Genomic DNA, 14,104 nt, shown 5'->3' with positions numbered 1-14,104 from the left:
CAGGGTCCTAGGTCCGTGTGCGCCCGGACCGGTCAGCGCTAGGACGGGGCGGCCACCCCACCCCTCTCCCCCGGCGCCGTCCGCCGGTGCCGGCACAGGCTCCCTCGAGGAGATCGCCATGCCCGCCTCAGAACCCCGTTCCAACGGCCACGACCAGGGTGGCGAGATGCCTGTCCCGTCCTCGTTCCGGGCACCGGACCAGCCGGGCGGGGACGGCGAGATGCCGCGACCGTCCATGGGAGAGGCGGCTGGGGACGACGCCATGCCGCGACCCGCCCAGGCCCAGGTATCCGGGGCCGGTTCCATGCCGGTGCCCGGCATGCCCACGGCCGCGACCGCGATGCCCGGGACGTCGTCGGCCGTGATGGAGCTGCCCCGGTTCGGACCGCCGGGCGGCGGAGGAGCCGGTGGTTCGGCCTACGAGCCGGGCACCGTCGAGGTGCAGTTCCGCTCGGGGGTCACCCCGACGCTCGCGCAGGCCGGGACGACGCCGTCCCTCGCCGCCGCCGATGCCTCGCTGGACGAGATGAACGACCTCCTGCAGCGCTTCGGCCTGGTGCAGGCCGAGCCCACGTTCGCCACCTCGGCCGCAGCCGCGACCGCAGCCCAGGACGTCGCCCGGGCGCAGGGGATCGACGCGCCGCACCTCGCCGCGTTCATGACGCTGCACTTCGCGCCCGACGCGGACACCCCGCGGATCGCCGAGGAGCTGAGCCGGCTGCCCGACGTGGAACGGGCGGTGGCCGTCCCGGTGGCCCTCCCACCGACGCTCGTCGCACCGCGGGTCCCGCACGCGGAGACCGACGTCCAGCAGGACGTCCCGCCTGACCTCGCCCCCGCCGGCCCGCTGTCGGACCCCTTGGTGGGCACGAGCACTCAGGTCGTCCTCGACCCGGCCACCGGCCTGGAGAACCAGTGGTACGTCTTCCGCTGCACCGTGGACACGGCGTGGAGCCGGTCCTCGGGCCGCAACGTCGTGATCACCGACGTCGACTGGGGCTACCGGACGACGCACCAGGACCTGTCGACCAAGATCAGGCGGACCTACAACTCCTTCGACGGCACGACCGACGTCGTCCACGGCGGGTCGGTGTCGCACGGCACCGCGGTCGCCGGGCTGGCCGGTGCCGCCGTCGACAGCCGGGGCATGTCCGGCGTCGCCTACGACGCCGACCTCTGGGCGGTGCAGGCGGACTCCGGGACCGGCACCGGCCTCGGCGGCAACGCCTGGGCCCGTGGCATCGAGTGGGTGCGGACCACCGACAGCGGCGGTCGCCGCAAGGTCGTGATCCTGGAAGTGCAGACCGGCGCATTCGGCAACTACGAGCAGGTGCCGTCGGTCAACGCCGCGATCCGGACGGCCATCGCCGCCGGGGTCGTCGTCTGCGTCGCCGCCGGGAACGGGGACCGGGACGCCGGGATCGACGACTCGGGCAACGCCATCCCCGAGACCGGGTCGATCCTGGTCGGCGCCACGGCCTACCACGCCACCCAGAACCGGCGGGCCGGCTTCAGCAACTGGGGTCCCCGCATCACCGTCGCCTGTCCGGGCGACGCATCGCACGACCTCACCTGCAACAGCAGCGGCGACGCCGACTACCGCAACGGCTTCGGCGGAACCTCCGGCGCGACTCCGAAGGTGGCCGGGGTGGCCGCGCTCATGCTGGCCGTGGACCCCGGTCTCAGCCACGCCGACGTGCGGCGGATCCTGAGCGTCACCGGCTCCGCGCTCACGCCCGATCCCGGCAAGCCCGTGGGCACGTTCCTGGACGCCGCCGCGGCGGTGCGCCAGGCCTCCGCCGGCACCACCGGCCGGCTGGAGGTTTTCGCCCGCGGCTCCGACCAGGCTCTCTGGCACAAGTGGCAGACCGCGCCGAACGGCAACTGGTCCGGCTGGCACTCCCAGGGCGGCTGGATCGACATGCTCGAGGTGGGGCGGAACGCCGACGGCCGCATGGAGGTCTTCGCCCGCGGCTCCGACGGGGCCGTCTGGAACAAGTGGCAGGTGGCGCCGAACAGCGGCTGGTCCGGGTGGAACTCCCTCGGCGGCTGGGTCGACAAGATCGTGGTGAGCAGGAACGCCGACGGGCGCATGGAGCTGTTCGCCCGGGGGTCGGACAAGGCGCTGTGGCACCGCTGGCAGGTCGCACCGAACAGTGGCTGGTCGGGCTGGAACTCCCTCGGCGGCTGGATCGACGACCTCGTCGTCGGGCAGAACGCCGACGGCCGCATGGAGGTCTTCGCCCGCGGCTCCGACCAGGCCGTCTGGCACCGCTGGCAGACCGCGCCCAACGGCAACTGGTCGGGGTGGAGCTCCCTCGGCGGCTGGGTCGACCGGCTGGCCGTGGGCCGCAACGACGACGGGCGGCTGGAGCTCTTCGCCCGCGGCTCCGACGGCGCGCTGTGGCACAAGTGGCAGCTCGCGCCGAACGGGACCTGGTCCGGCTGGGCCAGCCGGGGCGGCTGGATCGACCTGATCGACGTCGGGAAGAACGCCGACGGGCGGCTGGAGGTCTTCGCCCGCGGCGCGGACAAGGCGCTCTGGCACATCTGGCAGGTGGCACCGAACGGCACCTGGTCGGGCTGGGCCACGCGCGGCGGCTGGATCGACCAGCTCGACGTCGACCAGAACAACGACGGCCGGCTGGAGGTCTTCACCCGCGGCGCGGACAAGGCGCTCTGGCACATCTGGCAGGTCGCCCCCAACGGCACCTGGTCGGGATGGAAGTCGCAGGGCGGCTGGATCGACCGGCTCGACATCGGGCGCAACGCGCTCTGAGGCCTCCCTGCGGTCACCGGTGGGTGGACGCGGGGAACCGCAGGTCACAAAGCGGCGTCGGCTGTTCCGATCGGGTGATCTACGGCTAGGGTTGTCGCATCGGGAAGGCCCTGCGCTATGGCAGGACCCCGATGCACCACCACAGCTAGGAGCGAGCAATGCCCGAAGGAACAGTGAAGTGGTTCAACGCTGAGAAGGGGTTCGGCTTCGCCACCCCCGACGGTGGCGGACCGGACGTCTTCGTCCACTACTCGGCCATCCAGTCCAGCGGGTACCGCTCGCTCGATGAAGGCCAGCGGATCGCGTTCGACATCGAGCAGGGTCAGAAGGGCCCGCAGGCTGCGAACGTCACGCCGCTCTGATCGCCTGATCAGCACAGCGCCCCCGCCCGGTTCCCGGGCGGGGGCGCTGTCGTTTCTCCTCCGTTGAACCGCAGAGGCCCAGAACCACGCCGGTTCTGGGCCCCTGGGGTCCAGCGCTCGACTCGGATCAGCGGGCGCGGGGCACGTAGCCGCCGATCAGCGCCGACATCAGCAGGGCGCCGTCGTGCGGGCCCACGGCGGCCGCCGCGTCGGCGAAGGCCTGCCAGCGCTGCCGTTCGACGTCGGTCGGCGCATTGCCGGCGCGCGCGGCCAGCTGCTCGGTCAGGCGCTCCCACTCGCTCTGCGGGGTCGGCCACAGCCCGGTGAGCCGCCGGGCCTCGGCGGAGATGCCGGTGACCCGGACGATGTCGCCGGCGTGGTTGGTCAGCGGCTCGATGTACCCCGTGGCCGCCAGCGCCTTGGCCGCCGCGATCACCTCCGCCTTCGGCAGGCCGCTGGCGGGCACGACCGCGCCCAGCAGGTAGGGCGAGTTGCCGTGCTCGGAGGAGTCCACGAGACGGGCGATGGCCCGGAGGACCGGCAGGTCGCGGGTGAACCAGACGTCGGGGAGCAGGTCGCCCGGCGCCGTGGGATCAGGGGAGGTCACTCCCCCAGTCTCCCCCCGGCCCCGGACGCGACGGCGCCCCGCCTCCGGGGAGGCGGGGCGCCGGCGGGCGGGGTTTCAGTCGCGGGCACCGGTGAGCTGCGGCCGGGTGGCGAGGATGACGCCCAGGGCGACGTAGCCGATCAGCAGGTGCGCGGCACCGACGTACTGCGTGATCGCCGGCAGGAGGAACGCGGTCGGGACGGTGACCGGCGCCCAGCTCTCGGCGACCATCGGCCAGAAGCGAGCGACGCCCGTCCAGCGGCCGGCGATGGCGATGCGGACCCCGATGGCGGCCATGCCCAGCATGGACAGTGGCCAGAAGAGGTCGATCACGAAGAAGAAGCCGGTGTCGTAGAGCCCGGGCGTGAGTGCCCACATGAGCGAGGACACCGTGGCGACGGCGAGCAGGGCGTGCTCGACGTGCAACAGGCGCCGGGCCAGACGACCGGTGCCGATGGCCCCGGTCCGCATCTGCACGGTCACCAGGAAGATCAGACCGATCTGGAAGGCCACCGCGGCCAGGTTCACCACGGTGGCCTGCCACGTGCCGGCGGGTGGCGTCGTCCCGAGAGCGGCGCAGGCGATCGACCAGGAGCCGGCTCCGGCGGCGACCGCGAGTCCGGCCCGGCGGACCAGCCGGGTGGAGGCGCCGGGTGCGGCGCCGGAGCGCGGGGCGACGTCGGTACGGGCGGGGGCGGGGGTGGTGCTGAGGGACATCTCGTCTCCGGTCGGTCTCGTGCGGTGCCCTGTGCACCGCCTGGGAGAACCGTCTCCGGGCGCCGTCCCGGGCACCCAGGGCTGCGCGCCCTCGATCCGGTCCCGGGAATGTCCCGGGGAACACGGGACACCGGCCTCGTGACGTGCGGGACACCGGCAGGTGAGGATCTGCGCGTGCACGCGAGGATCCCGGTGGCCGAGTCGACCGGCGATGAGCCGATGGAGGACGGCGCTGCCTCTTCCCCCGCGCCCCGCGGCCCGTGGACCGTCGCCTGGCTCGTCGTCCTCGTCGTACTGGGCTCGACGATCGCTGCGGCGGTCCTCGACGCAGTCACCCCGGACGCGGCGCGGGCGGCCCGCGGGGGTGCCGAACTGGGCTGGGTCGTCGCGCTGCCGGGGGTGGCCCTCGCGGCGCCCGCCTGGCTGCTCCTCACGCGGGCGCCGCGCAACGCCGTCTCCTGGGTCCTCGCCGGCACGGCCGTGCTCTGGGCGACGGACGGTCTCGCCGAGTCGTGGTTGACCTACGCGCTGCGCAGCGATCCCCCGCTGCCCGGGGCCAGCCTGGCGTCCTGGACCGTGGAGCGGCTCGGCGCCCTCCTCCTGCTCGGTCTGCCCCTGCTGCTGCTGCTCTATCCCGACGGGCGGCTGCCCGCCGGTCCCCTGCGCCGCCTGGCCGTGGCGAGCCTGGTCTCGAGCGCGCTGCTGCCCGCGCTGCTGCTCGTCGTCCCCTCCGAGGTCGCCTACTCCCGAGAGGCCGCAGGCGCGCCGGACGTCTACGCCGGGCTCGACCTCGACCTCACCACCCTGCCGATACCGGCGGACGTCGCCCAGCCGCTGCTGCGGGTCGCCTTCCCACTCGCGCTGCTGGGCGTCGCCGTGCCGGCGGCCGCGGTCGTGGCCCGGTACCGCCGGGTCCGCGACGAGGACCGCCGCCGGATGCGCTGGCTGCTCTGGGCGGCCGTCGTCGACCTGCTCGTGATGCTGTCCACGCTGCTCCTGCCCGGCGAACCCAGCACCGCGGCGCTGTCGGTGGCCGTGGCGCTGACCGGGACGGCGGTGACCCTCGGCATCCTGCGCCCCCGCGCGGTCGACATCGACCGGCTGCTGGGCGGCACGGTCGTCTACGGCGTACTCGGCGTCGGCGTGGTGGTGCTCGACCTGGCCGTGCTGGCCGCGGCGGGGGCGCTGCTCGGCGACCGGTTCGGGGAGCGGGACGCGACGCTGCTGACGCTGCTGCTCGTCGCGGGCGCCTACGTGCCGCTGCGCGCTCCGCTGTGGCGGCTGGTCCGGCGCTGGGTGCTCGGTGAGCGGGACGACCCCTACCGCGTCGTCTCGGGCCTGGCCGCCCGGCTGGAGCGGTCCGACGGCGTGGACGAGCAGCTCATGGCGATCGCGGGCGCGGTGGCCGAGGCGTTCCGATCCCCCTACGTCGGCGTCGAGGTGGAGCACGTCGGTGGTGAGCGGCTCGTGGCCGAGCACGGCCGGCGGCCGGCGGCGGTCCAGTCCCTGCCGATCGCCTACCGCGGCGAGGAGGTCGGCCGGCTCCTCCTGCCGGGGGACGGCGTCCGGGCGCACCTGGTCACGCGCGACGAGGGGTTGCTCGCCGACGTCGTCCGGCAGGCCGCCGCGGCAGCACGCGCCGGCTCCCTGGCCGCGCAGCTGCAGCAGAGCCGCGAGGAGCTGGTGGCCGCCCGCGAGGAGGAGCGCCGCCGGTTGCGCCGCGACCTGCACGACGGGCTGGGCCCGAGCCTGGGCGCCGTCGTCCTGCGCATCGACACCGCACGCAACCTCACCGCGGCAGGCCGCGCCGAGGACGCCGACCGGGTGCTCCGCCAGGCCAGGGACGACGTCGCCGCCGCACTGGCCGACGTCCGGCGCCTGGTGCACGACCTGCGGCCGCCCGCGCTGGACGACCTCGGCCTGACCGGCGCGGTGCGTCAGCAGGCCGACCGGCTCCTCGGTCCGGGCACGGAGGTCACGGTCGAGGCCGATGCGACCGCCGACGACCTGCCCGCCGCGGTCGAGGTCGCCGCCTACCGGATCGCGTCGGAGGCGCTGGCCAACGTCGCCCGGCACGCCCGCGCGTCGACCTGCCGGGTGGAGCTGGTCCGCGGCGTCGACCGTTCCCTGGTCGTGACGGTGACCGACGACGGCGTCGGCATCGCGGAGGGCGCTCCCGCCGGTGTGGGCCTGGTGTCCCTGCGGGAACGGGCCGCCGAGCTCGGCGGCCGGTGCATGGTGGTCTGCCCGCCCGACGGCGGGACGGTGGTGCGGGCCGTCCTGCCCGCTGACGGAGGAGGAACGCGTGCCTGACGCCCTGGACGGCGACGAGCCGCTGCGCATCGTGGTCGCCGACGACCATCCGGTCTACCGCGACGGTCTGGCGATGCTGCTGGACTCCGTCCCCGGCCTGACCGTGGTCGGTACCGCCGCCGACGGCGGGGCCGCGGTCGCCCTCGCGCTCGCGGAACAGCCCGACGTCGTCGTCATGGACGTCCAGATGCCGGGCATCGACGGCATCGAGGCGACGCGACGGGTCACCTCGGCATCGCCGTCGGTGGGCGTCGTCGTCCTGACCATGAGCGAGGACGACGGAACCGTGTTCGCCGCCGTCCGGGCCGGCGCGCGCGGCTACCTGCTGAAGGGCGCCGACCAGGAGGAGGTGGTCCGCGCCATCACCACGGTGGCCAACGGGGGCGCGGTGTTCGGCGCCGCGCTGGCGCGGCGGATCGCCGAGTTCTTCGCGGCCGGACCGACCGGCCCCGAGACCGCCTTCCCGCAGCTGACCGCCCGGGAGCGCGAGGTACTCGACCTGGTCGCCGCCGGGCGCGCCAACGCGCAGATCGCGGCCGCGCTGTACCTGTCACCGAAGACTGTCCGCAACAACGTGTCCAACGTCCTGACCAAGCTGCAGGTCACCGACCGGGCGCAGGCCATCGTCCGGGCTCGCGAAGCAGGTCTGGGCCGCTGATCGGCGGGAATGGCGGTGCGGCCGGGGCCGTTCCTGCTGGCATGACGACCTCCTCCGAGACCCCCAAGGTGCAGAAGACCGACGAGGAATGGCGGGCGCAGCTCTCGCCGGAGGAGTACGCGGTGCTCCGCCAGGCCGGCACCGAGCGTCCCTGGACCGGTGAGTACGTCGACACCAAGGCCGTCGGCGTCTACGAGTGCCGCGCCTGCGGCGCCGAGCTGTTCCGCTCCGAGACCAAGTTCGACTCGCACTGCGGCTGGCCGTCGTTCTACGAGGCCTCCGCCCAGGACAACGTCATCCTCCGCGAGGACCGCAGCCTCGGCATGATCCGCACCGAGGTCCTGTGCGGAACCTGCCACAGCCACCTCGGGCACCTCTTCGACGACGCCCCGCAGACGCCCACCGGCGACCGCTACTGCATCAACAGCATCAGCATCCGGTTGGCCCCCGGCGAGAGCTGAGCTCTGGGGGTCTTGTCCCGGCTCTGGGGGTCCTGCAGAAACCCCAGAGCCGGGACAAGACCCCCGAAGCGCCGTCAGGCGAGGTCGGCGACGATCTCCGCGACCGGCTTGCGGACGCCGCTGTAGAACGGCACCTCCTCGCGCACGTGCCGCCGGGCGCGGCTGGCCCGCAGGTCCCGCATGAGGTCGACGATGCGGTGCATCTCGTCGGCCTCGAAGGCGAGCATCCATTCGTAGTCACCGAGGGCGAACGCGGCGACCGTGTTGGCGCGGACGTCGGGATAGGGCCGGGCCTGCATCCCGTGCTCCTTGAGCATGTCCCTCCGCTCCTCGTCGGGCAGCAGGTACCACTCGTAGGACCGCACGAACGGGTAGACGCTGATGTAGCGGCGCGGCTCCTCGTCGGCGAGGAACGCCGGGATGTGGCTGCGGTTGAACTCCGCAGGCCGGTGCAGCGCCATCTGCGACCACACCGGGTCGAGGTGCCGGCCCAGCACGGTACGACGCAGTCGCGTGTAGGCCTCCTGCAGCGCCTCCGGGGTGGCGGCGTGCCACCAGACCATGAGGTCGGCGTCGGCGCGGAACCCGGCGACGTCGTAGGTGCCCCGGGTGACGACGTCCTTGCCCGCCAGTTCGTCGATCAGGGCGCTGACCTCGTCGGCCGCCGCGGGCCGCTGGTCGTCGCCGAGCGGGCGGGCCAGCCTGAACACCGACCACATCGTGTAGCGGATGGCGGCGTTGAGCTCGTTCGCCCGCTTGCCGATGCTGCGTTCCCCGGTCCCCTGGTCGCTCATGTGGTCATTGTCCCTCGGCTGCCGGACGGTCCGGTTGGGCGGGGTGGAGGCCCCAGGCGGGCGTCGGAACAGCGTCAGCCCGCTGAGTCGGCCCGCGTCCGTTCGCGCTGGATCTGGGCGGTGCGGACGTAGCGGCAGTCCTCGCAGGCGGCCATGGACACGTGGTGGCGCAGGCAGCGGAGGGGTCGGGAGTGCTGGGAATGGACCTGGTTCGGGTGGTGCACGGTGCTCACGTCGTCGTCCAACAGCCGGAGGGCGCCCGTGATGCCCCAGGCCCGTGGTGGGCTCGACCACCACGGACCCGGGCGTGGCCCGGCGTCGCTCGGCCTCACCCCGGGGAGGCGTGGCTGAGCCAGGCGTCGACGTCGATCTCGACCGTGCGGCCGATGAGGAACCGCGGTGCCCGGAGGCCGACCGCCGTCCGATCGAGGGCGGCTGTCGCCCGGACGCGGAGCCACCCCTCCGCCGTGATCTCCACGACGCCGATGACGGCGAGCGGCGCCGAGGTCCCCCGCACGTGCAGCACGCCCTCCGCGATCCACCGGCCGTCCTCGCGCGCGCTGAACCGGTCGGCCGACCAGGTCATCGTCGGGTTGCGGTCGATGTCGAGCAAGCGCGGCTTGCGCAGGTCGGCGTCCCGCTTGGCGATCCCCGTGTCCAGGCTGTCCAGGTCCAGCTCAGCCCGGACCCGGACGGGCACGCCGGCGTCGCCGACCACCAGCTCACCCCAGCTGCAGGCCACGGAGCCGTGCGCCGGCCGGCCGAAGTTCGGGACGGCGAACGTGACCCGGGTCCGGCTGTCGGAGACCGTCCACGTACCCGCGGCCACGACCGGTGTCTGCACCCCGGCGGTCACGATCGCACCTCCGCCGGGACGTCGGCGCGCAGGACGCGGCCGAGCTCCGTCCGGTCCGCACCCGGCAGCAGGTCCGGGTCCTCATCGGGCAGCAGACGCGTGTGCTGGATCCGGTCCTGCACCTCCAGCAGCGTCTCGAGGCCCGTCGCCAGGCCGACGACGACGATGCGGTCGTCCGCCGACCGCAGCACGAGCACGGCGACGAGACCATCGACGTCCCGGACCGCAGGGTGGATCCGTTCCCGTCCGCCCCGCTCGGCCGCGTGCGCGACGGCGGGGTCGCCGGTGCCGTTGAGCCACGTCAGGTGGGCGAACAGCGGGGTCCGGCCGGCCGCGACGCCGTCCAGCCTGTCGACCAGGCCGAAGGTCCGGGCACCGGCCGGGGCGTGCGCTCCGTCCGGCCACAGCGCGACGACGGTGCCCTCGTCACCGTCCCGGTGCTCGACGACGATCGCGCCCATGGGCTGGGCCTCGCCGTCGAGCGCGGTCCGGACGGCGTCCTGCGGATCGGTCTCGGCGCCCGCCGCACGCCGGAAGGAGTGGATGGTGGCGTACACGAGGTGCTCCCTCGGTCGGGGACCGGCCGTTCCGGTCCCGGCGTGGAGAACGATCCGGCGGCGGCACGGCGCGCACATCCGTGGAAGTACGGGGCCCCGCTACGGAAACGCGGTACTGAGACGCGGGACGCAGGAGACCCTCTGCGTGGATACTGCGCGCCGTGGCGACGGCCACCTCACGCACCGACGGCGCCCCCTTCGTCGGCCGCACCGCCGAGCTCGCCGAGCTGACGGCGTGCATCGCCGCGGCCGACGCCGGACGAGGTGGTCTGCTGCTGCTCTCAGGACCCGCCGGCATCGGCAAGACCCGCACCGTGGAGGAGTCGACGGCCTCCGCGCCCGTCGTCGCCTGGGGGCGCTGCGTGGACGACCCCGGTGCCCCATCGCTGTGGCCGTGGCGCCGGGCGGCGCGCACGCTCCCCGGGGTCCGGTCGGCGGTGACCGCGCCCCTGCCCCGCGCCGACCTGCTCCGCGAGGGGTCCCCCGACCCCGAGGCCGCCCGCTTCGCACTGATCGCGACCGCCGCCGACGCGCTGCTCGACGCGGCCGAGTCCGACGGCCTGGTGGTCGTCCTGGAGGACCTGCACTGGGCCGACGAGACGTCGCTGCGACTGCTGCGGCACCTGGCCGGCGAACTGCAGCACAGCCGGCTCCTCGTCGTCGGCACCTATCGCGACCCGGTCGGCGGATCCGGCGGGCGCCCGCTCGACCGGACGCTGCCGCACCTGCTGCGCTGGCCGACCACCCGCTCGCTGCCCCTGGCCCCGCTCACCGAGGACGACGTCCGGGTGTACCTGCCCGCGGCACCGGCCGAAGCGATCCGCCTGGCACACCGGCGCAGCGGCGGGAACCCGCTGTACCTGCGGGCGGTCGTCCGGGCTTCCTCGGCGCGCGCCGTCGACGGCGAGACGGAGCTCCGCCACCTCGTCCGGACGACGCTGACCGCGTTGCCACCGACCGTGCTCGACCTGCTGGACACCGCGGCGGTCCTCGGCGAGGAGGTCGACGCCGGCCGGCTGGCCCTGGTGACCGGCCGGCCGCCCCACGAGGTCCGCGCCGGGTTGGACGTGGCGGTGCAGGCCGGGATCCTGACCGCCGTGCCGGACGCCCCGGGGAGACGGCGGTTCGGACACGCCGTGGTGCGGGACGCGATCTACGGCGACCTCTCCCCCAGCACGCGCGAGGAGCTGCACCGCCGGTCGGCCGAGGGCCTGGAGCAGGTCGCCGCCGCCGACGACACCGTGGCCGGCGTCGTCGCCGGGCACTGGTTGCGCGCTGACTCAGAGCCGGCCGCGCTGCTCCGGGCGGCGTCCTGGGCTCGCCGCGCGGCCGAGGCGGCCACCCGGTCGCTGGCCTTCGACGAGGCGGCCCGGTTCCTGGCGATGGCGCTGACCGCCGCCGACCGCGCCGGCACCGACCCCGGCGAGCGGACGGCGCTGCTGCTGGACCTCGCCACGGCGGAGTTCCGGGCCGGGCGGTTCGGCGAGAGCCTGGCGCACGCCGTCGCGGCCTCCGACGCCGCCGCCGGGTGCGGCCGCGTCGACCTGCTGGCGGCGGCCGCGCTGACCGTGCAGGACATCGCGGCGCCAGGCTTCCCGCCGGCGGTGCTCCGGATGTGCGAGCGGGCGCTCGCCGACCCGTGGTCGGCCGGGCAGCCGGCGCTGCGTGCTCGGCTGCTCGCCCAGTCGGCCTCGGTGCTGGCCGACGCGGGACGGGTGGCCGCCTCGGCGGCGCACTCGGTGGAGGCACTGGCGCTGGCCGAGGAGAGCGGCGACCCGCAGGCGGTCATCGACGCCGTCCGGGCCCGGATGAAGGGCCACCCCACGGCGTTGCCGTGGCAGGAGCGGCTCCGCCTGGGCCGGCTGGCGATCGAGCACGCATCGGCGACCGGGGACCCGCTGGCCGAGCTGTGGGGGGCCAAGTGGCGCATCGACGCCGCCCTCGAGGCCGGTGACCTGGCCACTGTCGAGGACGAGCTGGCCCGCGTCACCGCACTGGCGCAGCGCACCCGGTTACCGCTGGTCCGGTGGCACGACCTGCGGCTGCGCGCCTCGGTCGCGGCCCTCCACGGCCGGTTCGAGGAGGCGCTCACGCTGAACGAGCAGGCCCGGATCGTCGGTACGACCGAGCTGGCCCAAGACCTCTCGGCGGCGGGCATGTCCGGCGCGTTCCTGTACCAGTACGCACTTGTCACCGGGAACGCCCGCGACCTGGACGGCCAAGCGGTCCGGCTGATGGACCTGGCCGACGACGTGCCCATCGTGCAGGCGAGCCGGGCGGTCGTCGCGCTGGTCGTTGGCCGGCGGGACGAGGCAGCCGCCCGGTACGCGCAGCTGCGGCCCCGGGTGACCGAGCCCGACTTCGTGCAGTCGGCGGGGGTCGCGGAGACGCTCGTGCCGCTGGTCGAGGCGTTCGGCGACGTGGAGGCGGCGGCGGCGCTGGGCAGGATCGTCGCCACGACCCCCATGGACGCGGGCGGCGCGGGCGTCTACTGCTGCGGCTCGACGGAGGTCCTGCTCGGCCGGCTCGCCGCGGTGCGGGGCGAGTGGGACGAGGCGGTCGCGCACTTCGAGGAGGCGATGCGGGGCGACACGCGGACCGGCGCCCGCCCTGCCGCCGTCAACGACCGCATCGGACTGGCCGGGGCGCTGCTCGAGCGCGGCCGGGCGGCCGACCTGCCCCGGGTCCGGGAGCTGGCGCACGCGGCGCAGGCCGAGGCACGCCGGCTCGGCATGCCGGCCCCGGAGCGCGGGGCGGCGGCGCTGGCGGAGCGGGCCGGCCGCGCGGCGCGCGCGGCGGATCCGCTCACCGGCCGAGAGCGGGAGATCGCCGGGCTCGTCGCCGCGGCCCTCACCAACCGGCAGATCGCCGACCGGCTGGTGCTCTCCGAACGGACCGTGGAGAGCCACGTCCGGAACATCCTCGCCAAGCTCGGCTGTGCCAACCGCACGGAGGTCGCCACCGCCGTCCACGGGGATGGGCAGACCGCGCGCTAGCGGGCCGGCCACCCTCAGCTCGTCCTCGGGACCGCCACCAGGTGGGGTCGGCCCCGACCAGGTAGGCACGCCAGTCCGGCGAGGCCGAGAGCGACGCCGTCCTCGATGAGCGCCGCCTGGAGAGCAGGCATCCGGCCGGCCGACCACCGGCGCCAGCCGAGGCCGGCCCATGCGCCGGCCAGCGCCCCGGCCGCGCCCGCGGTCGCCGGCAACGCGCCGTTCACCTGCTCCCGGGCGGCCAGCCGCGCACCGCCCTCGGCACCCCCGAACACCCGCGGGGTCAGCCCGCCTGCGCTCGTCCGCGGCGGCGTCGTCGGCTGCTTGTCGGCGACCAGCTCGCCGACGACGGCCACCGCGGCCAGGGTCTTGACCGGCAGCGACTTCCCGCCCGGGCGGCCCCTCCCGGTCGGCGCGGTCAGGACCGGCGCCACGAAGCCGAGCGAACTGCGGCTGCCGGCGGCCACACCGAGCAGCGCGGAGCGGAGGACGAGCCCCGCCCGCGCCGGGCCGCGGGGCGTCGCGCGCTCGCGCGGGGTCGGCACCGCCTCGAGCACCGCCTGCACCGCCGCGCCGTACGCCAGGTGCGGTGCCGCGTCGGCAGCCCAGTCGGCGGCCGACCAGGTCCGCGGATCGCTGACGCCGAGCTGAGCCACCATGACGTCCGTCGCCGCGGTGGACGCCGCGCCGGCGAGCACCGCCCCCACCGGCGCCGGGAAGCGCACCCCGTAGGACCGGACGGCGCTGGCCAGCACGCCCACACCGAGGCCGTTCGCGATGCCGGCCAGCGCACCGAGCGCCGTCCGGCGGGCGTCCCTGGCCGCACCGGAACCGGGCACCCGGCGCCCCGTCTCCCGGGCGAAGGCGTCGACGACGCGCTCGGGAACGGTGCTGGCCGGTCGGCCCCGGACGGCCATGTCGAGGTGGTTGACGACGTCGAGAGCGGTGGTCCCGGCCGCACCTGCGGCCAGCCCACGCACGAAGAACCCGGTCATGCACCGACCCTC

13 protein-coding genes are annotated in these 14,104 nt (G+C 75.0%); 6 read left to right on the top strand and 7 right to left on the bottom strand.

The features are described from left to right. The first annotated feature begins 166 nt into the window (after positions 1-166). Together FHU33_RS26155 and FHU33_RS08665 are read left to right on the top strand one after the other, a co-directional pair. A complete protein-coding gene (locus tag FHU33_RS26155) occupies positions 167-2,779 on the top strand; it encodes a DUF8189 domain-containing protein (protein WP_142024979.1) in 2,613 nt (870 codons plus the stop codon). Positions 2,780-2,937: 158 nt separating this feature from the next. Further along, the gene (locus tag FHU33_RS08665) at positions 2,938-3,141 is read left to right on the top strand and encodes a cold-shock protein (RefSeq protein WP_014377016.1); all 204 of its coding nucleotides are present in this window, start codon (positions 2,938-2,940) and stop codon (positions 3,139-3,141) included. 127 nt (positions 3,142-3,268) lie between these two features. On the opposite strand, the gene FHU33_RS08660 is transcribed toward FHU33_RS08665, so the two are convergent. Further along, on the bottom strand, positions 3,269-3,748 hold the full coding sequence (locus FHU33_RS08660; protein WP_142024978.1) for a hypothetical protein: 480 nt from the start codon (positions 3,746-3,748) through the stop codon (positions 3,269-3,271). Between the two features lie 75 nt (positions 3,749-3,823). Next, entirely contained in the window at positions 3,824-4,465 is a 642-nt protein-coding gene (locus FHU33_RS08655) for a hypothetical protein (protein ID WP_142024977.1), read from the bottom strand. A gap of 174 nt (positions 4,466-4,639) precedes the next feature. On the opposite strand from FHU33_RS08655, the gene FHU33_RS08650 reads away from it, so the two are divergent. Genes FHU33_RS08650 through msrB form a run of 3 tightly spaced genes read left to right on the top strand, consistent with a single transcriptional unit; the run spans position 4,640 to position 7,897 of the window. After that, positions 4,640-6,778: a sensor histidine kinase gene (locus FHU33_RS08650; protein WP_142024976.1), complete on the top strand. Its 2,139-nt coding sequence runs from the start codon at positions 4,640-4,642 to the stop codon at positions 6,776-6,778. After that, the gene (locus tag FHU33_RS08645; protein WP_246063415.1) at positions 6,771-7,436 is read left to right on the top strand and encodes a response regulator transcription factor; all 666 of its coding nucleotides are present in this window, start codon (positions 6,771-6,773) and stop codon (positions 7,434-7,436) included. Before FHU33_RS08650 ends, FHU33_RS08645 begins: the two co-directional genes overlap by 8 nt. A 41-nt stretch (positions 7,437-7,477) precedes the next feature. Further along, on the top strand, positions 7,478-7,897 hold the full coding sequence (gene msrB / locus FHU33_RS08640) for a peptide-methionine (R)-S-oxide reductase MsrB (RefSeq protein WP_142024975.1): 420 nt from the start codon (positions 7,478-7,480) through the stop codon (positions 7,895-7,897). Between the two features lie 74 nt (positions 7,898-7,971). Here msrB and hemQ read toward each other — a convergent pair whose 3' ends face one another. From hemQ to FHU33_RS08625, 4 genes are all read right to left on the bottom strand, one after another. Then, entirely contained in the window at positions 7,972-8,691 is a 720-nt protein-coding gene (gene hemQ / locus FHU33_RS08635) for a hydrogen peroxide-dependent heme synthase (RefSeq protein WP_142024974.1), read from the bottom strand. Between the two features lie 74 nt (positions 8,692-8,765). Next, a complete protein-coding gene (locus FHU33_RS24900; RefSeq protein WP_170182365.1) occupies positions 8,766-8,924 on the bottom strand; it encodes a hypothetical protein in 159 nt (52 codons plus the stop codon). A 95-nt stretch (positions 8,925-9,019) separates the two neighbouring features. After that, positions 9,020-9,547 carry a YceI family protein gene (locus FHU33_RS08630; protein WP_170182364.1) on the bottom strand — a complete coding sequence of 176 codons (528 nt, stop codon included), beginning with the start codon at positions 9,545-9,547 and terminating at the stop codon, positions 9,020-9,022. Then, a complete protein-coding gene (locus FHU33_RS08625; RefSeq protein WP_142024972.1) occupies positions 9,544-10,104 on the bottom strand; it encodes a hypothetical protein in 561 nt (186 codons plus the stop codon). The genes FHU33_RS08630 and FHU33_RS08625 overlap by 4 nt, the downstream gene beginning before the upstream one ends. Before the next feature lie 161 nt (positions 10,105-10,265). Here FHU33_RS08625 and FHU33_RS08620 point away from each other — a divergent pair, with 161 nt between their 5' ends. Then, positions 10,266-13,100, top strand: a complete 2,835-nt coding sequence (locus tag FHU33_RS08620) for an ATP-binding protein (RefSeq protein ID WP_142024971.1) — start codon at positions 10,266-10,268, stop codon at positions 13,098-13,100. Between the two features lie 14 nt (positions 13,101-13,114). Here FHU33_RS08620 and FHU33_RS08615 read toward each other — a convergent pair whose 3' ends face one another. Next, positions 13,115-14,092 carry a hypothetical protein gene (locus FHU33_RS08615; protein WP_142024970.1) on the bottom strand — a complete coding sequence of 326 codons (978 nt, stop codon included), beginning with the start codon at positions 14,090-14,092 and terminating at the stop codon, positions 13,115-13,117. Positions 14,093-14,104: the final 12 nt, after the last annotated feature.

Source organism: Blastococcus colisei, from assembly GCF_006717095.1.
GTDB lineage: Bacteria > Actinomycetota > Actinomycetes > Mycobacteriales > Geodermatophilaceae > Blastococcus_B > Blastococcus_B colisei.
This window is presented reverse-complemented; position numbering and strand designations above follow the sequence as displayed.